General features: G+C 68.4%; 16 protein-coding genes. 3 read left to right on the top strand and 13 right to left on the bottom strand.

The genetic code is table 11. The features are described from left to right. Together KEG57_RS04955 and KEG57_RS04950 are read right to left on the bottom strand one after the other, a co-directional pair. On the bottom strand, positions 1–3,829 hold a 3,829-nt coding region (locus tag KEG57_RS04955), incomplete at its 3' end, for an ATP-binding protein (RefSeq protein ID WP_272458201.1). 391 nt (positions 3,830–4,220) lie between these two features. Further along, complete coding sequence (locus KEG57_RS04950; protein ID WP_272458200.1) at positions 4,221–5,342, bottom strand: lysine-2,3-aminomutase-like protein; 1,122 nt, start codon at positions 5,340–5,342, stop codon at positions 4,221–4,223. Between the two features lie 137 nt (positions 5,343–5,479). On the opposite strand from KEG57_RS04950, the gene KEG57_RS04945 reads away from it, so the two are divergent. Then, on the top strand, positions 5,480–8,263 hold the full coding sequence (locus tag KEG57_RS04945) for a tetratricopeptide repeat protein (protein WP_272458199.1): 2,784 nt from the start codon (positions 5,480–5,482) through the stop codon (positions 8,261–8,263). A gap of 85 nt (positions 8,264–8,348) precedes the next feature. On the opposite strand, the gene KEG57_RS04940 is transcribed toward KEG57_RS04945, so the two are convergent. The 4 genes from KEG57_RS04940 to KEG57_RS04925 form a co-directional block, all read right to left on the bottom strand. Next, the gene (locus tag KEG57_RS04940) at positions 8,349–9,044 is read right to left on the bottom strand and encodes a hypothetical protein (RefSeq protein WP_272417729.1); all 696 of its coding nucleotides are present in this window, start codon (positions 9,042–9,044) and stop codon (positions 8,349–8,351) included. Between the two features lie 75 nt (positions 9,045–9,119). Next, positions 9,120–10,088 carry a tetratricopeptide repeat protein gene (locus KEG57_RS04935; protein WP_272458198.1) on the bottom strand — a complete coding sequence of 323 codons (969 nt, stop codon included), beginning with the start codon at positions 10,086–10,088 and terminating at the stop codon, positions 9,120–9,122. Positions 10,089–10,115: 27 nt separating this feature from the next. After that, a complete protein-coding gene (locus KEG57_RS04930; RefSeq protein WP_272458197.1) occupies positions 10,116–11,672 on the bottom strand; it encodes a serine/threonine protein kinase in 1,557 nt (518 codons plus the stop codon). A gap of 434 nt (positions 11,673–12,106) precedes the next feature. Further along, positions 12,107–13,033 (bottom strand): hypothetical protein, encoded by a 927-nt coding sequence (locus KEG57_RS04925; protein WP_272458196.1) that lies wholly within the window; start codon positions 13,031–13,033, stop codon positions 12,107–12,109. A gap of 96 nt (positions 13,034–13,129) precedes the next feature. Between KEG57_RS04925 and KEG57_RS04920 the strand changes: the two genes are divergently transcribed. Together KEG57_RS04920 and KEG57_RS04915 are read left to right on the top strand one after the other, a co-directional pair. After that, positions 13,130–14,884 (top strand): M1 family aminopeptidase, encoded by a 1,755-nt coding sequence (locus tag KEG57_RS04920; protein WP_272458195.1) that lies wholly within the window; start codon positions 13,130–13,132, stop codon positions 14,882–14,884. A gap of 229 nt (positions 14,885–15,113) precedes the next feature. Beyond that, positions 15,114–15,575 carry a hypothetical protein gene (locus tag KEG57_RS04915; protein ID WP_272458194.1) on the top strand — a complete coding sequence of 154 codons (462 nt, stop codon included), beginning with the start codon at positions 15,114–15,116 and terminating at the stop codon, positions 15,573–15,575. A gap of 3 nt (positions 15,576–15,578) precedes the next feature. Here the strand turns inward: KEG57_RS04915 and KEG57_RS04910 are convergent, their stop codons facing one another. From KEG57_RS04910 to KEG57_RS04880, 7 genes are all read right to left on the bottom strand, one after another. Then, complete coding sequence (locus tag KEG57_RS04910; RefSeq protein WP_272417735.1) at positions 15,579–16,439, bottom strand: sugar ABC transporter permease; 861 nt, start codon at positions 16,437–16,439, stop codon at positions 15,579–15,581. Continuing rightward, positions 16,436–18,697, bottom strand: a complete 2,262-nt coding sequence (locus KEG57_RS04905) for an extracellular solute-binding protein (RefSeq protein WP_272417736.1) — start codon at positions 18,695–18,697, stop codon at positions 16,436–16,438. Before KEG57_RS04905 ends, KEG57_RS04910 begins: the two co-directional genes overlap by 4 nt. 4 nt (positions 18,698–18,701) lie before the next feature. After that, positions 18,702–19,781: an ABC transporter ATP-binding protein gene (locus KEG57_RS04900; protein ID WP_272417737.1), complete on the bottom strand. Its 1,080-nt coding sequence runs from the start codon at positions 19,779–19,781 to the stop codon at positions 18,702–18,704. Positions 19,782–19,798: 17 nt separating this feature from the next. After that, entirely contained in the window at positions 19,799–21,730 is a 1,932-nt protein-coding gene (locus tag KEG57_RS04895) for an alpha-amylase family glycosyl hydrolase (protein ID WP_272417738.1), read from the bottom strand. Between the two features lie 25 nt (positions 21,731–21,755). Further along, positions 21,756–23,435 (bottom strand): carbohydrate porin, encoded by a 1,680-nt coding sequence (locus tag KEG57_RS04890; RefSeq protein WP_272417740.1) that lies wholly within the window; start codon positions 23,433–23,435, stop codon positions 21,756–21,758. 67 nt (positions 23,436–23,502) lie between these two features. Next, positions 23,503–24,822 (bottom strand): ArnT family glycosyltransferase, encoded by a 1,320-nt coding sequence (locus tag KEG57_RS04885; RefSeq protein ID WP_272417741.1) that lies wholly within the window; start codon positions 24,820–24,822, stop codon positions 23,503–23,505. Next, positions 24,819–25,607 (bottom strand): BtpA/SgcQ family protein, encoded by a 789-nt coding sequence (locus KEG57_RS04880; protein ID WP_272417742.1) that lies wholly within the window; start codon positions 25,605–25,607, stop codon positions 24,819–24,821. Before KEG57_RS04880 ends, KEG57_RS04885 begins: the two co-directional genes overlap by 4 nt. Between the last annotated feature and the right edge of the window lie 3 nt (positions 25,608–25,610).

Raw genomic sequence — 25,610 nt, 5'->3', positions numbered from 1 at the left:
GGATCTCGCATGGGACGAGGTCGGGGTACGCGCGCTCGAGGCGCCGCATCGCCTCCGTCGCGCCCCATCGGCCGTAGGCCCTGTGCGCCTCGGTGAGGTAGGCGCGGGCGACGGTGGTCTTGCCGAGCGCGCGGAAGGAGAGGCCGGCGAGCTCGTTGGCGAGCGCCTCGTCGTGGAGGTAGCCGCCGCGCTGGGCGAGGACGATCGCCTCGTCGTAGCGATTCCACGCGGCGAGCATGTCGCCGCCGGCGCGCTCGAGCTCGGCGCGGAGCAGGGCGCTGCGGTGCGAAAGGTTCTCCGGGCAGAACTCCGCCCAGCGCGAGAGTTTTTGAGCAAAGCTCTCCGCGCGGGCGAGGAAGAGCGCGCGCTCGTCCGGGGAGACCACGTCCGCCGCCTGCGTGAACGCGACACCGGCGTAGAAGAGGAACGCGGAGGTGCCGAGCCAGGCGGCTACGGTCGGGATCTCGATGTTCGGCAAGAGCGCGGCGCGCGCCGCTTCCTCGAACGCGCCCTGGAATACGTCGAGGATCACCATGTAGAAGTGGGCGAAGAAGAGCGAGCCCTGGCTGTCGATCCGGCGGGCCACTTCGAGCACCTCGTCGATGTCGATCCACGCGCCCTTGAGCATCGCCGGGCGCGCGGTCTCGACGGAGAGCTGGTGCGCGATCTGTCCGACCGCGCCGTTCATCCAGGTGATGGCGTTCCACTTGTCGAGCTTGCATATCGGCTGGTGGCTCTGCGCCTCGGCGAGGAGGTCGGAGAGCGGAAGGCCGCGCAGGAGGCTGCTCGTGCTGACGTTGACCGTGTTGTAGAACGCCCAGATGTACTGGCCGGTCTCGACGCCGGCATGCATGCCGAGGAGCACCGTCTCCCTGCAGGCGGCGTAGCTTTCTCTCCATTGCTGCACCATGGAGCCCCACATGTTGAGGAGCATCGACTCGGACTTCTTGTCCGGGTGGCGCTTCGAAAGGTCGACGGCGGCGCGGCCGAAGCGGTAGCCGAGTTCGATGTCGCCGCGGCCGCAGAGGAACATCGCGAAGGTGACGCAGCCGTAGATCGCGTGCTCCGATAGCCCGTGGCGGAGCGTGTTCTCGAGGATCTTCGCGGTCGTGATGGCGAGGTTGTTGGGGCTCACGAACCAGCCGGGAGCAAAGAACTCCTGGAGCACGTCCTGCATGGCGCGGATCTCCGGGTCCGCGAGCGGCGGCAGGCCTGGGAGCGCATCGAGCGTCTTTTCCCGGACGAGATCCATCGTCGCCTGGACTTGGGCGTTGACCATGAATTCGTCGGGGAAGGGAGGCAGGTCGAGCCCGAACGGGCGCAGGGCTGCGAGTCCCTCCGCGAGCGCGGCGGGCAGGTCGTTCTTGAGCACCTGCACGCCCATCTTGAGCCGCAGCACCTCGGTGCGATCAAGCCGACTCGCGGCCCGCTCCAGGCAATCGGAGAGGATCGCGAGGGCGTCGTCGTGCAGGCCGCAGAGCGAGAGCATGAGGCCGGTCTTTTTCGCGTACGCGAGGCGGAGCCGGTACTGCGACGTCCAGGCGTCCTCCGGGAGGCGCAGGAGGCCGAGCTTCAGGTAGCGCAGGGCGGCGCCGAAGGCGGCCGCGTCCTCGGCGCGGCAGGCGGCCTCGAAGCTCATCCGGGCGAGGCGCAGGCGCTCCGCAGGGTCCGACACGAGGTCGCCCGCGCTGCTCAGGTGGCCGACGACGTCGAAGAGGTTCTGGCTCTCGGAGAGGTCCAGCTTGTCCGCGAGCAGCCGGCCGATCCGGAGGTGGAAGGCGGGCCGGTCCGCCTCCGGGATCATCGCATAGGCGCCCTCCTGGACCTTGTCATGGGCGAAGCGGTAGTCCTCGCGGCGGGCGATCACGAGCCCCTCGCTCACGGCAGGATCGAGGCGGCCGTACGCGTCTTCCGGCGAGCACTCGCTCACCGTGGCGAGCACGTCGAGCTCGAACCGGTTGCCGATCGCCGCGGCGAGCTTCAGGGCCGTCTGGGTCGTCGCTGGTAGCCGCGCGATGGTGCGCACCATGAGGTCGACGACGTTGTCCGTGTACGCGAGCGCTTCGATCTTGGCGAGGTCCCAGCGCCATCCCGACCCGGCTGCGAACGTGAGCACGCCGTGGTCGTGCAGCGACCGGACGAATTCCTTGACGAAGAACGGGTTGCCGCCGGTCTTCTTCAGCACCACGTCGGCGAGCGGCGCACAGTCGTCGCGTTTGAGGCTGTCCGAGAGCATCTCGAGCAGGTGCGGGCGCGCGAGCGGGGCGAGGACGATGTCGCACACGGCGAGCCCGGCGCGCTTGAGCTCCTCGATGGCCATGACGAACGGGTGCCCGGGCGATACCTCGTTGTCGCGGTAGGCGCCGCAGAAGAAGAGCGACTCGAGCGAGTCGTCGGCGAGCAGGGTGCGGAGCAGCACGAGGCTCGCGGGGTCGATCCACTGCAGATCGTCGAGGAAGAGGACGAGCGGGTGCGCGTGCCGCGCGAACACCGAGACGAACAGCAAGAAGCACCGGTTCAGGCGGTTCTGCGCCTCGAGCGGGCCGAGCGCCGGGACGGGCGGCTGCGGGCCGATCACATGCAGAAGCGAGGGGACGACGTCGCAGACGACTTGCCCGTTCGGCCCGAGCGCCTCGAGGATCGCGCTCCGAAAGCGGAGGATGCGCGCCTCGCTCTCGGTGAGGATCTGCCGCACGAGGCCGTCGAACGCCTGGATCACCGCGCTGTAGGGCGTGTCGCGGTTGTACTGGTCGTATTTGCCGCTCGTGAAATACCCCTTCTGCCGCGCGAGCGGTTTGAGGATCTCGTGAACGAGCGAGGACTTGCCGATGCCCGAGTAGCCGGAGACGAGGACGATCTCGCGGCTTCCCTCGAGCGCGCGCTCGAACGCGGTGGTGAGCGCCTCGATGTCATGCGCGCGGCCGTAGAGCTTCTGGTGGATCCGGAAGAGGTCCTGACGATCGCGCAGGCCCGCGACGAAGGGCTCGATCGTCCCCGTGCCGCGCAGGGCCTCACGGCAGCGCTCGAGGTCGGCGAGCAGGCCCTCGGCGCTCTGGTAACGGTCCTCGGCGTTTTTCGCGAGCAGCTTGAGCACGACGTCGGAGACGGCCTCGGGGATCGTCGGATCGACGCGGGACGGCGGCGCGGGCGCGAGGGCGAGGTGCGCGTGAATGAGCTCCATCGGGTCCAGGGCCTCGAAGGGGCGTTGACCCGTGAGCATCTGGTACAGGATGACGCCGAGCGCGTAGAGGTCGGTCCGGTAGTCGACGCCGCGGTTCATGCGGCCTGTCTGCTCGGGGGAGACATAAGGCAGCACGTCGGCGATGACCGCCGGCGCATAGAGCCGTTCGTGCGCGTGGGTGATCTCGGCGTCGACGCCGAAGCTATTGATCTTGACCGCGCCGCGCGCGCCGACGAGCACGTTCTGCGGGCGCAGATCGCGGTGGACGAGCCCGGCCGCGTGCACCACGGCGAGCCCTTCGGCGAGCGCAGCCGCGAGATCGAGCGCTTCGCCGACCGGCATCCTGCGTGACGGGCGCGCGGCGAGGATCCGCGCGAGATCGCGGCCCGGGAAGTCCTCGAGGACGACGATCAAGGAGCCGGCGAGCGCCTCGACGCCGCACAGCGCGACGAGGCGGGGCGAGGCGAGGCGCGCGATGCGCTCGTACTGGTGCTTGAAGCGCGCGACCTCGGCGCCAGTCGCTCTTTCCGCGCGCAGGATTTTCAGCAAGACCGGGACGCCGTCGCCCTCGCGGCACGCGCGGTACAGGGAAAAATCGGCGGTTTCCTCGATCTTCTCGCGGAGCGCGTAGCCTCTCCCGACGATCATCGAAAACCTTGCTCGCTCGCCCGTCAAGGCGACGCACTACGACCAGCTATTTTTATATCCCAAAGGGGGTGACTTGGCACCGGCGGAGTTTGGCCCACGCAGAGCTCGTGCGACTCTTGGGTGTGCAGGCGCGTGAGGTCGTCATGAAACTCCGAACGCCGCCCTGGAGTCCAGACGCTCGGCGCACCCCTTGGCGGCCAGGGGTCTCATGGGAGGGGCGCTATGGGCAGCGTGGACGTGGTGCGTCCGAGCTGCGGACAGGAGAGGCGTCGAACCATCCCTCGGCTCTCGGTTCGGCCCGGGAGGTGCTGGCATGCGTCCAGGTCACCCACGCCATGCATTACATCGATACGGTCTGCGCCTGGAAACGCCCCGCCTGACCTGCCCCCCTTCAATCCCCCGTCTTCCCGTTCCCCGGCGGATACTCATGCCTCCGCCCCCACGGATCTTCCACCGTCCGCCGCCCGTCTTCCCCTTCCGCGCCCAGATACCCCGGCCCGATCGGCACCTTCCCGTAACCGCCCGGGATATCGAGCACGTACGTCGGCTGCGCGATCCCCGACAAGCTCTGCCTGAGCTCGCGCAGGATCGTTTGCCCCTCCGCGATGCTCGTCCGGAAATGACCCGTCCCCACCGCCAGATCCCCGTGGTGCAGGTAATACGGTTTGACCCGTAAAACCACGAGCTCGCGGAACAGCTCCTTCAAGGTCTCGGCGTCCGCGTTCACCCCGCGCAGGAGCACCGTCTGCGACAGCATCGGGATCCCCGCGTCCACGATCCGCGTGCACGCCTCGCGCGCCTTCGGACCGAGCTCGCGGGGATGGTTGGTGTGCAAAACGACGTACGTCGTCAGGCCCGGCACGCGCAGCGCCTCGATCATCGCCGCGTCGATGCGCCCGGGCTCCATCACCGGCACGCGCGTGTGCACGCGCAGGATCCGCACGTGCTCGATCGCGGCGAGCGCGGAGGTGATCTCGGCGAGCTTGCGGGGCGGCAGGATCAGCGGATCGCCCCCGCTCAGGATCACCTCCCACACCTCCTCGTGCGCGCGCACGTACGCGAGCGCCGCCGCGAGCTCCTCGCGCGACAGCACCTCGCTGCCCGGACCGACCTTCTCGCGCCGGAAGCAGAAACGGCAGTACGCGGGACAGACGTGGACCGGCTTCAAGAGCAGCCTGTCCGGGTAGCGGTGCGTGATCCCCTTGACCGGCGTGTGCGGATCGTCGCCGATCGGATCCACGCGTTCTTCCGGCAGGATCCGGAGCTCGCGTTTGCTCGGTACGAACTGCTTCGCGATTGGGTCGTTCGGATCACCCGGCGTGACGAGGTCCACGAGGTCGGGCGTGATGGCCACGCTGAAGCGCTCCGCGACACGCTCGAGCGCCTCCATCTCGCCGCGATCCACGAGACCCTTCTCGACCAGCTCGCTGACGCGTCGCGACGTCCGGCGCGCGTCTTCGTGCGCGCCCTCGCGCTCTTGCGCGCGTTCCACTTCGCATGCCCTCGCACCCACGGCGCCGCTCCTCCTAGACTCCTTTCGGTCCAAAAGCCAGCGACGTCGCGCGCCCGCCTGCTCGCCAGCGTACGCTCGCCCTGGAAAGGGGCCGGCGCGCGTCGTAAGAAAGAACCTGCCTTTCCGGCTCGACGAACATGCGCACGAACCGCTCCTTCCTCGCTGCCCTCTTCGCTGCCACCTTGCTCGCTCCGGCTGGATCCTTCGCGGACGACACGTCCGGCAAGGCCGTCGGGCGCGCCGCGATCCTCGCGCAGAAGGGCGACTACGCCGCCGCGCAGAAGGAGCTCGACGCCGTCAAGTCCGGGCCCGAGCGCGGCCCGGCCCTCGTCGAGAAAGCGCGGCTCGAACTCCTCCAGGGCCGCTACGCCGACGCCGTGAAGACGGCGAAGAGCGCCGCGGCGCTCGGCAAGGACACGAAGATCCAGGCCGCGCCCATCATCGCCGAGGCGCTCGCGTCGCAAGGGAAGGTGAACGAGGCGATCGACGCCGTGAAGGACGTCGCGGACGAGGACACGGCGCACAGGGCGCGGCTCGTTCTCGGCGAGCTCTTGATCCGCAGCGGAAAACGCGGCGCGGCGAGCGTGCCGCTGCGCAGGCTCGTCGAGGCGTACAACGACGACACGATCAACGATCGTGACGCCGAGGGCCTCTCGCTCGTCGGTCGCGCGGCGCATCTCCTGCGCTCGGCGCACGACGCGAACCAGGCGTACGGCGAGGCCGAGAAGGCGGGCGCGAAGACGCGCGTCGAGACGCTCCTCTGGCGCGCCGAGCTCTTCCTCGACAAGTACAACCCCGGCGAGGCGGGCGAGTCCGTCAAGGCCGCGCAGAAGATCGCGCCCAAGGATCCGCGCGTCCACGTCGCCATGGCGCGCGTCAAGCTCGAGAACGCCATGGACTTCGAGGCGGCCGAGAGCGAGATCAAGCAGGCGCTCGAGGTGAATCCGAACCTCACCTCGGCGTACGTGATCCGCGCCGGACTCGCGCTGCGCACGATGGACATCGCGGCGGCCGATGCAGCGGTCAAGCGTGGCCTCGAGGTCGACGCGACGAACCTGGAGCTGCTCTCGATGAAGGCGGCGACGCGCTTCCTCGCCGACGATCTCGCGGGTTACGAGGCCACGAAGAAGCAGGTCCTCTCGCTGAACCCCGAGTACTCCGCGTTCTTCCAGATCGTCGCGGAGTACGCCGAGTGGGAGCATCGCTACGAGGACATCGTCCGCATGATGGACGAGGCCACGCAGGTCGACGCGCAGGACATGAAGGCCTTCGCGACGCTCGGCTTGAACAAGATCCGCCTCGGCGACGATGACGGCGGCCTCGATGCGCTCCGCAAATCGTGGAAGAAGGATCGGTTCAACGTCCGCGCCTACAACACGCTGAACCTGTTCGAGAAGACGATCCCCGGGGAGTACGTCGCGACGAACGGCACGCGCTTCCGCATTCGGTATCACAAGGAGGAGAAGCCCGTCCTCGAGCGCTACGTCCCGCGCATGCTCGACGAGGCGTGGGATTCGATGGTGAAGCGTTATGGCTTCACGCCGAAGATGCCCGTCTCGATCGAGCTCTACGCCGACTCGGAGCACTTCAGCATTCGCACGAGCGGCCTGCCGAACGTCGGCATCCAGGGCGTTTGCTTCGGCCAGTCCCTCGCGGCGCTCTCGCCCGGCGCAGGACCGTTCAACTGGGGCAACGTGCTCTGGCACGAGCTCGGGCACGTCTTCGCGATCCAGTATTCGAAGAGCCACGTCCCGCGCTGGTTCACCGAGGGCCTCAGCGAATACGAGACGATCATTCGCCGCCCCGAATGGCAACGCGAGGAGGACCCGGCGCTCTTCGCCGCGCTGAAGGGCGGGCGCATCCCGCCGCTCGACGGTTTCAACCGCGCCTTCACCCACGTCGACTCCGTGGAGGACGTGACGATGGCCTATTTCGCGGCGAGCCAGCTCGTCGTGTTCATGGCCGACAAATACGGATTCGACAAAGTCGCGGCCATGCTGCCGCGCTGGGGCAAAGGCGAGCGCACGCCGGACGTCATCAAGGGCGCGCTCGGCGTCTCGCACGACGAGGTCGATCGGCAGTTCCGCGAATGGCTGAAGAAGCGGCTCGCGCGTTACGAAAAGCAATACGTGCCGGACCTGCACGCGCCTCCGCTCGACGAGGCGCGCAAGGCGCTGCGTACCGATCCGAAAAACCCGAAGAAGCTCGTGGAGCTCGCGCTCGCGCTTTTTTCGGACGGGCAGAAGCCGGAGGCGCTCGCGGTGCTCGACGAGGCGCTCGCGCTCGATCCGAAGCAACCCGACGCGAACTTCGTGCGCCTGCGCCTCGCGATGGGCGAAAAGAAGCTCGACGACGCGGCGCGGATCCTCGACAAGATGGTGGCGAACGGCCACGACGGCTACGTCCTGCGCATGAAGGCCGCCGACCTCGCCGAGATGCGCAAGGACAAGACGCGCATGAAGGCCTGCTTCGAGGCCGCGTTCAAGTTCGACCCCTCGCAGGCCGAGCCGCTCCAGGGTCTCTACGACCTCGCGAAGGAGCAAAAGGACATCGCCGGGCAGCTCGACGCCTTGCGGCGGCTATCGCTGCTCGATCAGCACGATCGGCGCGTGTGGGTGAAGCTTCTGGAGCTGCTCGTCGAGCGCGGCCTCTGGGAAGAGGCGGTCAAGGTGGGCGAAAGCGCGATCTACGTCGACGTCTCGAACACCAAGGTCCACCGCCTCTACGCCAAGGCCCTCGCGCGCTCGGGCCAGCAGGTCTCGGCGATCTTCGAGCTGAACAGCGCAATCCTCACGAAACCCGAGCCCGCCGAGATGACCCAGATCTACGAGGACCTCGCCAAGGGCTACGACAAGCTCGGCAAAGCCGATTACGCCAAACAAGCCCGCGACCTCGCGAAGCTCGTCGCGCCGAAGGGCTGAGCGCCTCTTTCCCTCGTCTCCCCTCTCCCGCAAGGGAGAGGGGCCGGGGGTGAGGGAGTTGTTCGGGGGCGAGGGAATCGTCCCGTTACGCGCGTTTTTCCTTCGCGTCGGCGCGCTTCTGGGAGAGCTCGTCGAAGCCGCCGAAGATCCGCTCGTCGAGATCACGCGGCATGTGCGGGTGCTCGACCAGCTCGTCGCGCAGCGCGGCGCGGAAACGGCCGAGCAGGCCGATCGTGGTCACGCGCAGCGCCGTCTGCTGCCGGAAATACTCGAACCCCGTGGCTTGCCCGCGCCCCGCGAGGAGCTGCGCGAGTTTGTCGCCGTGATCCACGAACGCGCTCGCCCAGTCGTAGAGCGTCTTTCCGTCGGGCGTCGGCGCGGCGCGCAGATCGGCTTCGAGCTCCGCGAGCTTCGGCCGGTTCTGCTTCGCCGCCGCCGCTTCCTCCGCATAGCTGTCGCTGAGCACGCCGAGGTCACGGATGAACGCCTCGCGAATGCGACGCGCCGCCGCGCGCCGCTCCTCGGGCACGAACGGATGGGAGAGGACGGCCTCGGTGTAATGCCAGATCGCCGTGCCGAGTCCGTCGTGATGCGCGTCGGCCTCGGTCAGATCGCCGACGGGCCTGCCCCCCGCGTCCTCGAGGTTCTCGATCGCCTTGCGCTTCGCGGCCAGGATCGGACCATACAGCTTGCCCGTCTGCGTGGCCTTCAGCGCCTCGTCGCGGTGATGGAACAGGTCCAAGAGGCCCGCGCGCAGGTCGGACAGGGTCAGGTTTCGCATGACAAATCCCTCCGTGATCCTTCGTTCCCGACGGAGGGTAGCAGCCGGGCTTGGCGCGGGGGAAGAACGAGCGGCTCAGAATCGTCCGAGGAGGGAAACGCCGCCGCCGAGGGGACCGACGGTGGGCACGACGGCCATGGCCGCGCCGCTGTCGCGCTTGGCTGGTGGTGTGACGAGCCAAAGGACGCCCGCAGCCACGACGCTCGCGCCGCCGAGCCCGAGGCCGATCGCGGACGTGGAGCGCGTCGTCCCAGACAAACCTCCCGTCGCCAGGGACACCCCGGCGATGCCCGCGCCCACGAGGAAGGCGCTGGCGCCGCCGACCCCGAGCACGAGCGCGGCCGTGGTGCGCACGCTCGGGGCCGGGGTCGCTGCGCTCGCGTGCGCCACGGGAATCGTGGCTTCGACATGAGGCACGGGCGGTGCTTCGTGCTCGCCGCGCAGCGTAGGCACGCTGAGCTCGACGGGGACGGACGTATCGCGCACGGGCACGACACGACGATAGGGCTTTCGCCCGGGCGCCATGGCTTCGAGCACGTGCTCGCCGAGCTCGACCGGGAGCGGATCGCCGGTCCAGGCTGCCCGATCGAGTGGCCTGCCGTCGATCGTGACCTCGAGATCGGGCGTCTCCGCGACCTCCTTCGGCACCCAGACGACGAGCCGCGCGAGCATCGCCGACAGCGCCTCGCTGCGCAGGCGCGCCCGGCTCTCCCGATCGGTCATGCCGGCGCGCTTCGCCTCGATCGCGACCTCGGTATAGAGCCGATACGCGGTTTCGCGGTGGCTCGTCTTTTCATAACATTCCGCGAGCCTGTACCGTGTGCCCATGGCCGGATCGAGCTCGAGGCTCTGTTCGAGCATGGGACAGGCCTCGACGTCGCGTCCCTCGGCCGAGAGCTCCATCGCGCGGGTGAAGAGCACCTCCGCGCGCTCGACCGGACCGAGCCCGTGCGTGGACGTGGGCTCCTCGGCGCGCGCGGCCGTCATCGTGCAGAAAAGGGCGATCGCTGTGAACAGCGCGGCTCCTGTGTGTTTTCCGGACATGTCGAAGCTCCTTCCTCGATCGCCGCGTCAATGGCGCCCCGTGAAGGGGTCGTAAGGGCGGTGCCCGGTCTGCCCGGGTTTGGTAGGGCTTGCCGCCGTGGGCGTCGATCCCGGCGTTTTTCGCGAGGGCTTGCGGTCCGCGTCGGCGGACGCCGAAGCGGTCGGCGCGGGCTCGATATCGATATCCATTTCGTTCGCCGCGGGCGTCACCGTGGACGCGGGCGCGGGTGGCTGCGCCGCGGGCGCGGGGAGCGATTCCCGCGTGGTCGTGAAAGGCACGTGCACGCCGAGGGCCCTCGTCTCCTGGGTTCGTTGCGGCGCTGCCCGGAAGGCGGGCCATTGCACGCCGATCGCCGCGACCCCCGCGCCTGCGAGCGCCGAGAGCGCGGTCAAGCCCGCGACGAGCACGAGGCGCACCGGCCGTGAGGCAGGTTTGTCGTGCGAGCCCTCCCAGGGCCCCATGCTCCGATCGTCTTTCTCGATCACCTCGGCAGCGGGCTCCTGCTCCTCGAGCAGGGCGAGGTGGGGACGGCTCGGCATACGCACGGGCACCGAGGGCGGCGTGGACGTCCGCGCCGGCGTCGGCGTCGGGGGCGACGATTCGAGGGTTTCTCGCGGCGTGACCAGCCGGAGCCGGCCGGGCGGAATGCTGCTGCGGCGCGCGAGGGTGCCAAGACGGGTCGCTTCCCCGTCCTCCTCCAGCGTCGCGTCCCACGGCCCGAACGGCCGGAGCGCGTTGAGCAGCTCGGTGGCCGAGGCATACCGGCGCGAGGTATGTTTGTCCAGGCAACGCATCACGACGTTATCGAGGCCGCGCGGAACGTCGGGCCGGATCGCGGAGGGCAGCTTGACGGGTTTGGCGAGGACGGCCGCGAAGATCTCGGGCACCGTGGCCGCCTGGAACGGAGCGCGCCCCGTGAGCAATTTGTAGAGAATGGCGCCGAGGGCCCAGACGTCGGCCCGTGCGCAAACCTTGCTCGCCGAGCGCATTTGCTCCGGCGCCATGTAAAGTGGAGAGCCCATGAGGTCGCGCGCGCCGGTCATCTCCGGATCGTCCACCTCGGGCCTCGTGTGCTTGGAGATCCCGAAATCGAGAACCTTGATGCAGGGCGATCCGTCCGAGCGGCGCGTGAGGAAGAGGTTTCCGGGCTTCAAATCGCGGTGGACGATCCCGGCGGCATGGGCCTCGGCGAGCGCATGGCAGGCTTGCGCGACGTACAGGACGGCCTCCTCGATGGGGAAGGCGCCGCGGCGCTTTTGCATTGCGGCGAGATCCTGTCCTTCGAGCATCTCCATCACGATGTAGGGCGCGCCGGAATCGAGGCGGCCGACGTCGTACACCTCGGCGACGTGCTCGCTGCGGAGGCGAACGACGGCGCGCGCCTCGCGCAGGAAACGCTCGACGCATTGCTCGCTCGACGCCTCGGGACGCATGAGCTTCACGGCCCGGACCTCGCGCAGGTCGAGGTGCGTGGCGGCGACGACGACGCCCATTCCGCCCATCCCGAGCACCTTCTCCACGCGATACTTGCCGGCGAGGACGTCCCCCACCGAAACGATGTTCGATGCCTCCTGCTTCGACATGGTGCCTTCCGATCAAATGAAGAAAGGTAGGTATGGCCCCCACGCCCCCGAGGGCGCGCAGCGGCGAGCGCACGAAAGCCCTGCGTCCGCCGCTGAATCAGCGTCACGGACGTTTCGTTGTGGCATGGCCCGCCGGTCGGGCCGTAATGTGTCCCACCCCTGGAGCTTTGCAAGTCTCTGCAAAACCGGGCGACCCGAGATCGCGGCGAAAAACCACGAAATCATGCCAAGGATTTTTTTCGTGGTCGGCAGCCTTCTACCCGGGTCGTCCGGGCAGCAGCGCATGTCCGCGTCATGCGGAGGCTTTTCCCCGATGCAGGGCGTTCCTGAAGGAAACACGCGATCAGGACGAGATCGCGGTGTCGTGGGTCGGAAGGAGGGAATGCGGGGGAAAACGCGGTGCGCCGCGACGGATGCGCGGGCGCCCGGAACGATTACTTCCGCGGCAGCGACACGCGCACGACCTCACCGCCGCTCGTCCCGACCCAAACCCAGGCCGAGCCTTTGTTCGTGATGAGCATCGTGGTCGGCTCCCCGCGTGCGCCGAGCGCGAGGGAATGCGTCGGGGTCATCGGCCCGCCGCCCGCGGCGTCGAGCGTCTGGCCGTCGAAGAGCGCCGCGCGTCCGTCGGCGAAGCCCACGACGAGGCTCGTCTCGCTCACCGCCGCGCACGTGATCGGCACGCCAATGTCGACCAGCTTCGCCGCGAGCCGTCCCCCGCGCTGGGTCACGATGCACGCGGCGCTATCGCCCTTCTTGTAAAGCACGTGCAGGGCCGTGCCGCTGCTCAGGCGGTCGAACTTTTTTGCCTCGGCGGGAAGGCCCACGCGTCCGTTCGCGCCGGGCTCCGGCGTCGGGCCGGGGTGCATGCGCAGCTCGAGCCCGCCGGGGACCTCCACGACGACCGTCGTGTCGACGGCGCCGAGGTCGGCGGCTTTCACGGTTCCGCGCAGCACGAAGGGCCGCGCCTCGACCTCGTTGCCCGACACCGAGAGCTGGATGGCGTTGCCGTCCCAGGTGAGCGCGAGCGCGTGTTCGCCCGAGGGGCGACCGCGGAGCGAGCGCACGTCGCTGGCGACGCGCTCGAGCTTGGCGCGGTGGTGGATGTCGAGCACCGCCCAGACCTCGTTTTCGCTGCGCACGAGGGCCACGTCGCGCGACAGCATCGCGACTTCGTCGCCCTGGCCGAGCGAGAGGTTCACCGTCTTGTTCGTGCCGCTGCCGATCGGCACGACGGCGAGGCGCGCGGGCGCGGCGGAGACCATGGCCACGAGGCCCGGATTGTCGATCGCGGCCGCGCCGCGGACGTCCGCGTCGAGGGACTCGACACGACGGGGAGCAGAGAGGCTTTTGTAGGGCATCGCGAGGAGCGTAATGGATCCCGTGCCCGGTGCGGAAGCACCTTTCGCCGCCCGCGCGCATCTTCTCGGGTGGGCATTTTCCTGTACGATGCCCCCATGCGCTTCCCCTCAAGCTCCTGCCTCGATTCGCCCCGAAAGCTCTTTGCCGGCCTCACGGCGCTCGCCTTGCTCGTCACCGGTTGCAGTGACGACCCCGCCGCCAACTGCGGCGTCGCCGGATGTGGCGAGGGGGGGGCCGGCGGCGGCGGCGGCGCGGGCGGCGCCGGAGGCGGCGGCGGCACGGGGCTCACCGGAGACATCACGGCGAACGTCGTCCGATACGACTACACGTTCGATCTCGTCACGGCCGAGGCGCAGTCGTTGCTCGCGCTCGACGTCGCGGCGCCGGGCGGGGATTGTTACAGCGTATCGTGCGAGGCTTCCTCGCTCACGGACGTCACGTGGAACGAAGGTCCCGCGGCATCCGCCGAATTTGCGAGCAACGTGCTCAAAGCGTGTGGCGCGGGCATGCCCGCGGGCCCGACGGTCACGGTCGGGGCAACCACGACGGTTTCGAAGGATACGTGGTGGGGCCTCGACGTCGGGTTCTCACGCAAGAAGGACCTCGCGGGCGGCGAATTTTCGTATCTGCTCTCGTGGGTCGGCGGCTGCGACAGGTTCGGTCCTTGCGACGATGATCCCGCGCGCATGAGCGATTTCCATTTCGAGGTCACGCACCCCGCGGGCACCGTCGTGCTTTGCCCGGGGACGCTCACGGCGGGCGAGACGAAGACGACGTGCGATGTCACGAATGCGCCGACCTATTCCGCGTTCGCGATCGCCGCCGATCCGCTCTGGGAACGCGCGCCTTATGGCACGTTCGCGGACGTCGAGCTCGTGTTTTACGAGGTCCCGCTCGGCACCCTCGCCGCGTCGCTCGACAAGCAGAGCGTCGGCGCGTTCATGGACTGGATCACCGCGCTGCTCGGGCCGTTCCCGTATGGCAAGGAGCTGCGCATCGCGGGCGGGCCGACGGCATGGCTCGGCTTCGAGCACCCGGGCAACATCGTCTTGCAGGAGCAGCTCGACAAACTCCAGACCGATTACGCCGACGCCCCGATGCACGTGCTCATGCACGAGATCGTCCATCAATGGGCCGGCGACCACACGACGCTCGCGTCCGCGACCGATTTCGTCTGGAAGGAGGCGACGGCGGAGTATCTCGCTTACGTCTTCGAGGAGCTGGCGCGTCCCGAGGGCGAGGCGGCGGCGACGCGCGCCTACTGGGATGGCGTCTCGCCGTTCTCCACGCATTGGCCCCGCCCCATGGACGAGCCCGCGCCCGAGGTGCAGGACTTTTACGGGGACGTGTATGGCCCCGGGCCGATGGTGCTTTACCTCCAGCTCGAACCGCTCATCGGCAAGAATGCGGTGCTCGCGGGCATCGCGGACTTCCTCTCGAAATCGGGGGGTCGCAGCGTGGCGGAGCTCAAGGACGCGCTCGAAGCTGCGTCCGGGCAGGACCTCGACGTTTATTTCGACGCGTGGGTCTTCGGCAAAGGCGCGCCGGTCTGGCCCACGTTCGACGTCTCGGCGACGCAGCTCGACGGCCTGGCCACGATCACGGTCACACAGCAAAACCCCGCCGGAAAACTCTTCCCCTGCGTCGTCGAGGTCGAGGTGAAGGGCGCGACGGAGACGGCGCGCGTCAACGTCGATTTCGGCCTCGCTCCCCAGAACGCCACGGCCACGATGCAGGTCCCGTTCTCCGAGGCGGTCGTCACCGTCACGCTCGATCCGGATCATCGCCTCCTCGGCACGAAGGCGGGCGTGCAGCCGATCACGATCGCGCGGCCGGTCTGGATTTTCTGACTCTCCGCGTTCGACGCCATTTTCGCGAGCGCGCCCGCAAGCCCTGACGACGACGCCCGCCGGGCATCCGTTGGCATCATCCTGGCAATCGCTCCGGGACGAGGGGTCCGGTTGCCTGGGGCGCGCGCAAAACGCGCTCCCCCGGCAGGGCCGCTGGAGGGATATGGTCAGGTCCAAAGGTACGGGACTCGGTCGACTCGCTGCATTCGCGCTTCTTCCGCTTTCCGGCGTGGCACTCGCGGATACGGTCTCGCTCCTGGCGCAGCGAGGCGGGCCCGACGGAGGGGCCGAGGTTCCACCACCCCCAGGCGGACCAAGTGTTTCGTCGGACTGGTCCTACGACGAGCTTTTCACGTTTGCCCTCGATAACGGCTGCTGGTACAGCGCCAGCATTCGCGGCACGGTGCGCCCGATCGTCGCGGGCCGCGATGCGGGGCAAAAGGTCGAGCCCAACCTCGCGGTGACGGCCGTGCTCTCCTGCCAGGGCGCGCCGACGGTCAAGGTTGCCGAGCGCGTCGACAGTACGGGTCCGATCACGCGGGCGCAGGTGGAAAACCTGCTCGAACGGCGCGCGAGCATTCTGACCGACGAGGCTGGGAAGAAATGTTCGTACGTGCCGGAAATCGATCTCGTGGGCGAGGGGCTCGTGGGGGCGGGCGTCACCTACCTTTGCCCGCTGTCGAGGCCGTAAAGACTACCCCTTCACGCCACCTGCCGTGAGACCTGCGACGAGATGGCGCTGCGCCACGTAAAAGAGCGCCATCACCGGGAGCGACACGACGAGCGCGCCCGCGGCGAATTTTTCCCATTGCGCGTCGTACTCGCCGATGAACCGCTGCAGCATCACGGGCAGCGTGAACATCTCCTCCTTGTCGAGCAGCGTCGCGGCAAGGATGAACTCGTTGTAGGCGCCCATGAACGCGAAGAGCGCGGTCACGGCAATCGCAGGGCGCGCGGCCGGCAAGACCACGCGGACGAACGCGGAGAAACGCGTGGCGCCGTCGACCATCGCGGCCTCTTCCAGGTCGACCGGGATCGCCTCGAACGCCGCGCGGAGCTGGAAGATCGAAAAAGGCACGCTCGTCGAGGCATAACAGACGACGAGGCCCGTCCGCGAGTTCAAAAGGCCCAGGTAATTGAGGATCATGTAGAGCGGGATCGCGCTCGCCACGGCCGGGAACATCTGCGTGGCGAGCAGCGCCCGCACGCCGGACTCCTTGCCGGCGAAGCGGAACCGCGCGAGGGCGTACGCCGTCGGAATGGCGATGAGCACGCCGACGAGCGTCGTCGCGAGCGAGACGACGAGCGAATTCGCGAGCTGGCGGCCGAAGAGCCAGGTCTCGACGCCATCGACCTTGCGCGTGGCGCCCACGACGGCCGAGAGGTGCGCGAGCGTCGGCGCCTCCGGAACGGGAATCACGCGGGGCGAAGGCGTTTGCGTGCCCGAGAACGCGAGCGCGACGACCCAGAGGACGGGATAGAGCGCGAACGCCACCGCAATCACGAGGACGACGTGACACGCAGCCGATTCGAGAAACGGAGGCTTCTTGTTCACGCCGCACCTCCCGCCGCCTTCGCGATCGCCGCCGCCGAGGCCTCCTTTTCGCGCGCCTCGCGCCGCTCCGCGAGCCAATCCGAGAGCCGGGTCCGACCGAAGAGCAGGAGGAAGATCAGCACGGCGTACGCCGCGGCGTACCCGTATTGCGCATTGCGGGTGAAGGCCCAGCGATAGGCCTCGGTGACGAGGATCTCGGTCGTCCCGTCGGGCTCGCCGCCCGAGACGAGGAAGACGACGTTGAACATGTTGAACGTCCAGACCGCGCCCATCGTCACGGCAGGCAGGAGGCTCGGCCGGATCATCGGGAGCGTGACGAGCCAGAGCCTTTGCCAGCGGCTCGCGCCGTCGACCTTCGCCGCTTCGAGCACGTCGTCCGGCACCGCGGTGAGCGCGCCGATCGTCACCACCATCATGAAGGGAAAGCCGAGCCAGACGTTCGTCGCCACGTTCGCCGCGAAGGCCGTGGAGAAACGAGCGAACCACGAAATGGGCTCGAGGCTCGTGCCGAAGGTTTCGTTGAGGGCCTGGATGAGCCCCGTGACCGCCCCGAACTGGCGGTGGAACATGCCCTTCCACGCGAGCGCGGTCACGTAGCTCGGCACGGCCCAGGGGATGATCAGGAGCACGCGGTAGAGCGCGCGCAGCCGCAGCATCGGCCGGGAGAGCAGGAGCGCGAGCGCGACGCCGATCGCGACGTGGAAAAACACGTTGATCACGGTCCAGAGGACGGTGACGAGCAGGACCACGTAAAACGATCCCGTCGAGAGGAGCGGGCTGCCGCGCGCCGTGAGGATCTGGACGAAATTGTGGAGCCCGACGTAATTGTTCCAGCCGACCTCTTTCAGATTCTGGATCGAGCCGCCGAGCAGCGACGTGAGCGCGCCGAGCACGAGCGGCAAGACCACGAGGACGCCGACTGCAATCATGGCATGCGCGACGTACGCGTACGCGGGCAGCGAGCGCTTCACATCTTTTCGGAATTCCGGATCCTTCGCGCGCCGGACGAGCGTCAACGCGCCGAGCAGGAGCAGCGCGCCGAACACGACGAGCCCGGGCGTGCGCGAGGCGGGCGGCGGCGCCGGGCGGCGCACGTCGTCGAATCGACGCTTGGCCTCGGAGAGCGCGGCGGCGGGGAGCGCGTCGCGGCGGAGGACCTTGCGAATGGCCCGGTCCGCAGGCTCCCACACGGAGTTCATCGCGAGCGAGGAGGGCATCGCAATCGAGGACCTGGCTTGCTCGGCGAATGCGGCGAGGAACGCGTCCTCCGGCGGCAAGGGGACGTCGATGCGCGCGGGCAAGGTGCGCGCTCGTTCGAGGCGGATCTTCGTGGCCTCGGGGCTCGCGAGCAGCCGCGCGAGCGCGCGGACCTCGGGGCGCGTCGCGCCTTTCGGCGTGAGCATGACGGCCTCGACGCCGAGATAAGGCTGGATGGGTTTTCCCGCCGCGCGGATGAGCGGCAGCGGCGCCACGCGGTAATGGAGCGAGGTCGCTTCCGCCAGGCTCGTCGCGAGCCACGGGCCGTCGATCGCAAACGCAGCCTTGCCAGAGCGGAAGAGGTTCGTGACGACCGAGACGTCGGTATCCTCGGCGACGACCTTTTTCGCGCGCAGGTCGAGGACGAAATCGAGCGATTTTTCCGCCGCGGGCCCCGCGAACCCGAACTGATCGTCGGGCGTCAGCATGAGCCCGCCGAACGCGTGGACGAACCCGGCGTGGTAATACGTCGACTGCGAGTAGTAGGCGAGGGGAACGACCCCGGCCGGGAGATTTTTGGCGAGTGCCTCGATCGATTCGAGGTCGGCCGGGATTTCCTTGACGAGGTCCGTGTTCACGTAAAGAGCGATGCTCTTCTGCGTGATCGGAACGCCATACGGCTCGCCGTGGAGCGAGACGGCGGCGAGCGTGGGGCCGGCGAACGCGTTTCGGTCGAGCGCGTCGCCCACGGGCGCGACGACCTTGCGGCCGTCGTAATCACCGAGCTTGTCGTGCGCGTCGACGAAGAGGTCCGGCCCCTCGCCGAACTGGACGGCGGCGGAGACCTTGGATTTGAAGGCGTCCGAGGGGAGCGCGAGCAATTCGACGCGCTCGCCCTGAAAGCGGGCGACGATCTCTTCGAGCGCCTTTTGCTCGTCGCCGCGTTGCGCGTGCCAGAGCCGGATCGGCTCGGCCCGGGCCGCGGGCGCGAAAAAGACGACCACGAACAGCAGTGCGAAGGCCCAGAACCCGCGGAACGGTCGCCGCTCGGTCGATTTCACGCTTTCACCTCGCGCGGAGCGATTTTCCGGTGGCCGCGTCGAACAGGTGGATCGATCGGAACACGAGGGGAAGCGTCTCGCCTTTTTTGATGCTTCGGCGAGCTTCCACGCGGGCAATGAACGGCGCACCCGCGATCTCGCCGTGCGCATACGTCTCCGGGCCGAGCGCCTCGACGACCGTGACCACGAGCTTCGTCGTCTCCCCGCCACCCTCGGCGAGCGCCACCTCGTGCGGCCGAATGCCGAGCGTCACCTTCCGCCCCGGTTCGAGCCCGCCGAAGGTCGCCTCGTCGACCGGCACGACGAGGTGATTGGCGCGAAACACCCACGCCGAGTCTGCCCGTTCCAGCGCCCCGTCGATGAAATTCATGGCGGGGCTCCCGAGGAACGCCGCGACGAACTTCGTCGCCGGTTTGTCGAAGATTTCCAAAGGCGCGCCCGATTGCTCGACCTGGCCCTTGTTCAGCACGAAGATCACGTCGGCGAGCGTCATCGCCTCGACCTGGTCGTGCGTGACGTACACGCTCGTCGCGCCGAGCTCGTCGTGGAGCTTGCGGATGTCGACGCGGACCTGCGCCCGCAAGGCCGCGTCGAGGTTCGAAAGCGGCTCGTCGTAGAGGTAGAGATCCGCTTTGCGGACGATCGCGCGCCCCATCGCGACGCGCTGCCGCTGCCCGCCCGAGAGCTGCTTCGGCAATCGATCGAGCAGCGCCCCGAGCCCGAGCATGTCGGAGGCGCGCTTCACCTGCTTTTCGATCTCGGCTGGGTCGGTCTTGCGCAGCTTGAGCCCGAACGCGAGGTTTTCCCGCACGGTGAGGTGCGGGTACAGCGCGTACGATTGGAACACCATGGCGATGTTCCGATCGCGCGGCTCGAGCCGCGTGACGTCTCGATCCCCGAGCTCGATCTTGCCGGTGTCGGCCTCTTCGAGCCCGGCGAGCAGGCGCAGGAGCGTGGATTTCCCGCACCCACTCGGGCCGACGAGGACGGCGAAATGGCCCTCGGGCACGCGCACGTCCACGCCCTTGAGCACTTCGGTTTGTCCGAACTTCTTCTTGAGGGCCGTGACCGTGACCGACGCCATCGTGGGGAGCTCCGGGGCTAGCGCTGGGACTCGGGGACGAGGACGGCGCCGCTCGAAGGCGGCAGTTGTATGGAAAGGCGGCCGTCGTTCGTGACGGTGTAGGTTTGTCCGCCCTCATTGAGCACGTCGACGAGCACCGTGCCGGGCGCGGCGCCGACCTGCATGGGCTGGCCGCCGAATTCGGGCGAGCCTTCCTTCTCGATGTTCGCGTTGATCACGACGATCGCATAAGAGTCGCCCGCGTCGCCGCCCGTGCGCTCGAACGCGAAGACATTCGCGTCGGGATCACTCGGGCCCGTGCGATCGCTGGCCCAGAGGATCTGGAGGTCGCCCTTGCTCAGGGCGGGGTACTTGCGCCGGATCTCCGAGAGGCGGCGAATCCACTGGAACGTGGGCGCCCCCATGTTGTAGCCGGACGTCCAGAGGTCCTCGCGATTGCCGGGGTCGTTGCCGCCCTGGAAATCCTGCTCGGTGCCGTAATACACGCAGGGAATGCCCTCCTCGGTGAAGAGGAAGAGCAATGCGTTGTGCAGCATCTTTCGGCGCGTCTCGAGCGAGAGCGGCGTGCCGAAGGTCGGATCCTCGGGGTACATGCCCGCGCCCGTGAAGAGGAAGCGGGGCACGTCGTGGTTGTCGAGGAAGTTGACGAGCAGCTTTTGCGGGGAGACGCCCTGGCCCGCCGCGTTCACCGCGCCGCCCTGCGCCGGCGTCGCGCCGTAATTGACGACGCGATCGGCCCAGAGCTTCTGGATGTTCGAGGTGGGCCCGCGATAACGGAAGACGTCGCGGATGACCTGGAATTGCTGCGGGAAGTAGAACACGCTGTCGAGCATGTCCGCCGTCAGCGGGACGCCGTCCGTCACGCACTGGTTGTCCGTGGCGAGCTCGTCGGCCGGCGGCGGGGCGTCGTTTCCGTTTTTCGTGAACGAACCGACGAGCTGATCGCGGCCGTCGAACGCCTCGCCGAACATGAAGAAGTTCGTCTTGCCCTTCGCGGCCAGGCGCTGCCGCACCTTCTGCGTGAAATGCCGCCAGAAGCCGTTTTCGACGTGCTTGACCGTGTCGATGCGGAAGCCGTCGATGTCGGTGAGCTCGATCCAGCGCGTGTAGGCGTCGACCATCGCGTCGCGGATCGGGCAGAGCTCCGTGTTGACGTCCTTCAATCCGCCCGGGAAGTCGCCGCGCACGAGCTGATCGGGGTCGTCGAAATTGTACGTGCGGCCCTTGCGGTTGTAGGCGAGGGGGTTTTGCAGGATCTCCGGGAACGGCGGCATGTGGTTCGACGCCGGGTCGTGCGCGAAGATGATCGGCGCGAGGCCCGATTCCCCGAGGGAGGTCTCCGCCTGCACGCCGCGGACGTCGTAGGTCGGGTCGTACTCGTTCTCCTTGAGGACGTTCGGCGTGCCGGGCACGGATTGGTTGAGCGGGTCGTCCGCCTGCCCATTGCCGTTGATGTCGTAGAAGAAGAGCTGCCCCATGTGGTTCGTGACGATGTCCAGGATGACCTTGATGTTGCGGCCATGCGCCGCCTTCACGAGGCTCTGGAGCGCCGCGAGGTCACCGAACTGCGGGGCGGGCTGGGTGAGGTCCTGCGCCCAGTAGCCGTGGTATGCGTCGAATCCGGCGTCCGTGTAGACGTTCTTCACGACGGGTGAAATCCACAGCGTGGTGACGCCGAGCTCGTCGAGGTAATCGAGCCGCTCTTCGAGCCCCTTCCAATCGCCGCCGTGCCATTTGCCGGGCGCCGACGGGTAGACGGCAAAATTGTTTCCCCAGTCGCCGTCGGCGAACCGGTCGACGAGGATCTGGTAGATGATCTCCTCGCGCCAGTCGACGACGTTCGTCTTGAGCTCGACCTCCGGCGGGTCCTCGAACTCCATGCAGCCGCTCGTCGCGAGTCCGGAGACGACGAGGCCGAGGATTGCGGCCGATGAACGCGCTCGATTCATGAGGCTCCTTCGATTCGCTTTCATGTCATCCACCGTAGGTCGTCTGCGCGTTGAACCACCACTCGACCCCGACGCCGAAGAAATGCTCCCATTCCCGCAGGCTGAACACGTCGTCCTTCGGGTACATCGAGCGCGCCCCCTCGTCGCGGTGCGTGAGGAGATAAATCAGGCGGAGCTGCGGGCGGCTGTAGCTGCCCTTGCCGGCGGGATTCAGGAAAGGCACGAGGCCGATGCGGAAGAGGCCACCCATGACCGGATCGTTCGTGGGCGCCGGAATGGGCTGGCCCGGCGGCGTCGGCGGCTGGTACCGCACGCCGCGCTGCTGCGCCTGGTAGGAGATCTCCGTCGCGATGCCGCCCCACTCCGTGAGGAAGAAATGGGGACGGGCCATGATGATGCCCTCGTCGACGTCGTTGTAGTCGAGGGACGTGCTCGCATCCCGAAAACTCCGGAAATAACCGGCCGCCATGAGCCCGAGCGGGCCTGTTTCCCAGTTACCGCTCAGGGTGATCCAGAGCTCGCGCGCGCCCGCCGAGGTGCGGTCCGGCGCGAGCTGGAACGGCGTGCCGAACTCGCCGTACGCCGCGGCGCCGCCCGCATACCGGATGAACAGGTTCACGTGCGAGGCGTCGCGCCCCGTGAACGCGCCGAATTGCGCGCCGACCACGTACCCGAAATCGGCCGGCATGGTCTGGAACGTGCCCTTGACCTCGGTCTCGCGCTGGCCCGAGGGGATGTCGTGGAGCTCGCCGTAAAAGACCGCCTTCACGCCGGCCGTCTCCCCGACCTTGACGACATGGCTCGCCTTCAGGCTCGTGATAAACTTCTGCCGGTCGAGGATGTTGACGTTCGTCGCGCCGACCTGGTTCAAGGCCGGCGTGCGCGTCACGGTTTGGCTGAAGAAACCCGTGCGCGGCTGGTTCAGGCCGGCGTGCCAGGCGATGAAGGTGCGGCCGTTCGCGAAATCGTAGCGCAGGCCGCCGCCCATCGTGTTCAGGTTGTCGAGGGGCCAGTAATCGATGAGGTAGGCGTCGTCGCCGCGGTACATGCGCGAGCCGACCCAGGCCGAGAGGCCCTTCGTGACGATGTTGTTCGCCTGGAGGAACAGGTTCCGGACCGCCATGCGGATGTTGAAGTCCGCATTGTAATGAAAGAGCGGCGCCGAGGTGCCGAGCGTGATGACGGCCCGCGTCGTCGTGCCCGTGGCTTTCCAGTAATCCTGGCGCTGGACGTCGAGCTCGAAATAAGGTGATTCGTCGAGGCGCGATCCACGCGCGACGATGTCGGCGTCGCGACCGGGGCGCTTTCGGAAATCGGTGGCCGCACCGACGCGGCCGTACGAGCCCAGGAAAAACCCGCTCTCCGGCGGCGGAGGTTCGGCCGCTTTGGGCGCCTCGGCCGTTTTCGGCGGCTCCGCCTTGGGCTCGGCGGGCTTCACGTCGCCTGCGTCGGGGCGCCTTTGCTCCTTTGCGCCGTCGTTCGCGGGGGGCGGATCCGCCTGCTTGCCCGCTTCTGCCGCGGGCGGCGGCGGCGCATCGGGCAGCGGCGGCGCGCCTTCGGACGCGGCAGGCTTCGGTTCGGCGGTGGGCTCGGTTTGCGCTGCCGCGAGAGACGGGGAGGCACAGAGCGCCGCGGCGAGGAGGGCCAGCGGGACGCCGTGAACACGGCTCCTTCGCGGCCCGAATTCGGGTCCGGGTCGTCGCACGCCGGCACGGTACACCAAGGTGCGGCCCCGCGTGAAGATTGCATCGTCGAGACGCACGACCCCGTCGTCAAACCCGGGCTCTGCGCGACAGGATGCTGCGGACCCACCCGAGCACGCGCGCGTACCCGTCGAATGCGAGGGCGATCACGATGCCATCGTAGGGTACGCGATACCGTACGTCTCCAAAGTAAACCATCGCCATGAGCACGAGCGCGACGAGGTGCGCGGAGAGGAGCGCGTGCCGCGCGAGGTGACGGCGGACGGAGGCGGCGAAGGCCACGAGCATCGGCGGCAGGAGCAGCACGTTGTGCAGATCGATCGCGCGCCGCATGGGGCGGCGATAGTCGTCGGTGCCCGAGTCGGGCCAGACGATATTGTAGCCCCAGAGCAGCACCACGTGGCCGAGGGCGTATCGCGCCTGCCGGAGGAGACCGGTCGTCGCGACGCACTTCCGCGCGAGCGCGTAGAACGGGCCGTCATTCCACATCGTGCCCTGGACGGTGAGCCTCACGCCGAACGCAGGATCGAGCCGGACGAACGCATCGGGGTATTTCTTGTCGCGATAGGCGAGGTAGCCCATCGGAGGCGGCCCGAACGAGGCGTAGTAGCCACGCGTGCGCGCCTCGATGTCGACGGCGTGGCATCGGCCGAACGCATAATTGAGCGGGCCGTTCGCGGAGATCAGGCCGACGCGGTCCACGTGGTGATGAAAACGCGCGGCGGAGACGGCGAGCACGAGGACGACGGGCACGAGGGCGCGCGCGAGGTGCGCGGGGCGGATGCGCGGCAAGGCGCGGCGGCGCGCGAGCCAGACGAGGAAAAGCAAGGGGAGCGAGAGCAGGATCTGCGGGCGGAACGTAGCGCCGAGCGCGACGGCCGCGCCGAAGAGATAGGCGTCACGCGCGCGCCCCGTATCCGCGAGGCGAACCGAAAAGAGCGCGGCGGCGGTGACGCAGACTGTGAAGGGCAGCTCGCTCAGGAAGTATCCACCGAGCGAGATCCACGGATAATAGAAGCAAGCGACGAGCGCGGCGATCCGCGGCGCCATTCGGCCGCGGCCGATCCGCTCCACGAGGAGCGAGACGAGCGGCACGAGCGAGGCGCCGAGGAGCGCGTAGAGGACGGCCGGCGCGGCATGGTTTTCCCGGCCAAACACGGCGCGGACGAGGGCGAGCAGGACGTGGGTGCCGTACGGGAAGAAGGCGGCGGAGGGGTCCTTGCGGAGCGGGGCGTCGAGCAGCGCGGTCGAGCGCTCGAAGTAACCCGCCATGTCGGAGTAGAGGTGCTCGGACGGCGGGTGGACGACGAGGTTCCACACGAGCCGGAGCGCGAGCGCGAGGAGCGTGACGGCGACGAGGAACGTGCGGCGCGGAGGCCGGATCGTCATCGACGCGAGGCGCGGAAAGCTTCGGCGAAGCGCGCGGCGAGGTCGCGATCGATCGGAGCGCCGGCGCGACCGCCTGCGCGGAGCGCGGAGCCGACGATGATGCCGTGGGCTTTTCGGACGGCGGCGAGGTTTTCCGTGGTGACGCCGCTCGCGACGTAGACGGGGACGGAGACGGCGCGCGAGACCGTGTCGAGATCGGCCTCGGAGGCGGCGCGGCCGGTGCCGCTGCCCGTGACGAGCAGGGCGTCGGCGAGACCGCGCTCGGCGAGGTCGTGCGCTTCTTCTTCGATGGGGCGCGGCGCGAGGGGCGCGGAGTGCTTGACGTCGACGTCGCAGAAGATGCGGACGCGATCGGCCGCGAGCGCGCGGCGCGTGCGGAGCGTGTGGTGCGCGGCGCCTTGCACGAGGCCCTGATCGGTGACGCGCGCGCCGGTGTGCACGTTGACGCGGATCATGTCGGCGTGTGCGGCGACGGCGACGGCGAGCGCGGCGTCGGCATCGTTGCGCAGGATGTTCACGCCGAGGAAGAGGCCCTTGCTGCCTTCCCGCGCGGCGCGCGCGCAGGCGGTCATGCACGCGATCGTGATCGGCGGGACGGGGCCGGGGAAGAAGGGCGCGTCGCCGAAGTTCTCGATGACGATGCCGTCGTAGCCGGCGGCCACGAGCAGCTCCGCCTCGCGAAAGGCGCGCTCTTCGGCGGGGCCGAGATCGCCGTCGGATCGAGGGCTGCCGGGCAGGGGCGGGAGGTGGATGACGCCGAGGAGGCTGGGGAGGACGCTCGTCACGCG

This window comes from Polyangium jinanense, from assembly GCF_028435365.1.
The sequence above is the reverse complement of the archived record's forward strand: the minus strand, read 5'-3'. Positions and strand labels throughout refer to the sequence as shown.

Coding starts and splice junctions, on each gene's coding strand:
- KEG57_RS04895 (WP_272417738.1), bottom strand. CDS start 21,730: ATGAATCGAGCGCGTTCATCGGCCGCAATCCTCGGCCTCGTCGTCTCC.
- KEG57_RS04935 (WP_272458198.1), bottom strand. CDS start 10,088: ATGTCCGGAAAACACACAGGAGCCGCGCTGTTCACAGCGATCGCCCTT.
- KEG57_RS04885 (WP_272417741.1), bottom strand. CDS start 24,822: ATGACGATCCGGCCTCCGCGCCGCACGTTCCTCGTCGCCGTCACGCTC.
- KEG57_RS04925 (WP_272458196.1), bottom strand. CDS start 13,033: ATGCCCTACAAAAGCCTCTCTGCTCCCCGTCGTGTCGAGTCCCTCGAC.
- KEG57_RS04930 (WP_272458197.1), bottom strand. CDS start 11,672: ATGTCGAAGCAGGAGGCATCGAACATCGTTTCGGTGGGGGACGTCCTC.
- KEG57_RS04900 (WP_272417737.1), bottom strand. CDS start 19,781: ATGGCGTCGGTCACGGTCACGGCCCTCAAGAAGAAGTTCGGACAAACC.
- KEG57_RS04920 (WP_272458195.1), top strand. CDS start 13,130: ATGCGCTTCCCCTCAAGCTCCTGCCTCGATTCGCCCCGAAAGCTCTTT.
- KEG57_RS04940 (WP_272417729.1), bottom strand. CDS start 9,044: ATGCGAAACCTGACCCTGTCCGACCTGCGCGCGGGCCTCTTGGACCTG.
- KEG57_RS04945 (WP_272458199.1), top strand. CDS start 5,480: ATGCGCACGAACCGCTCCTTCCTCGCTGCCCTCTTCGCTGCCACCTTG.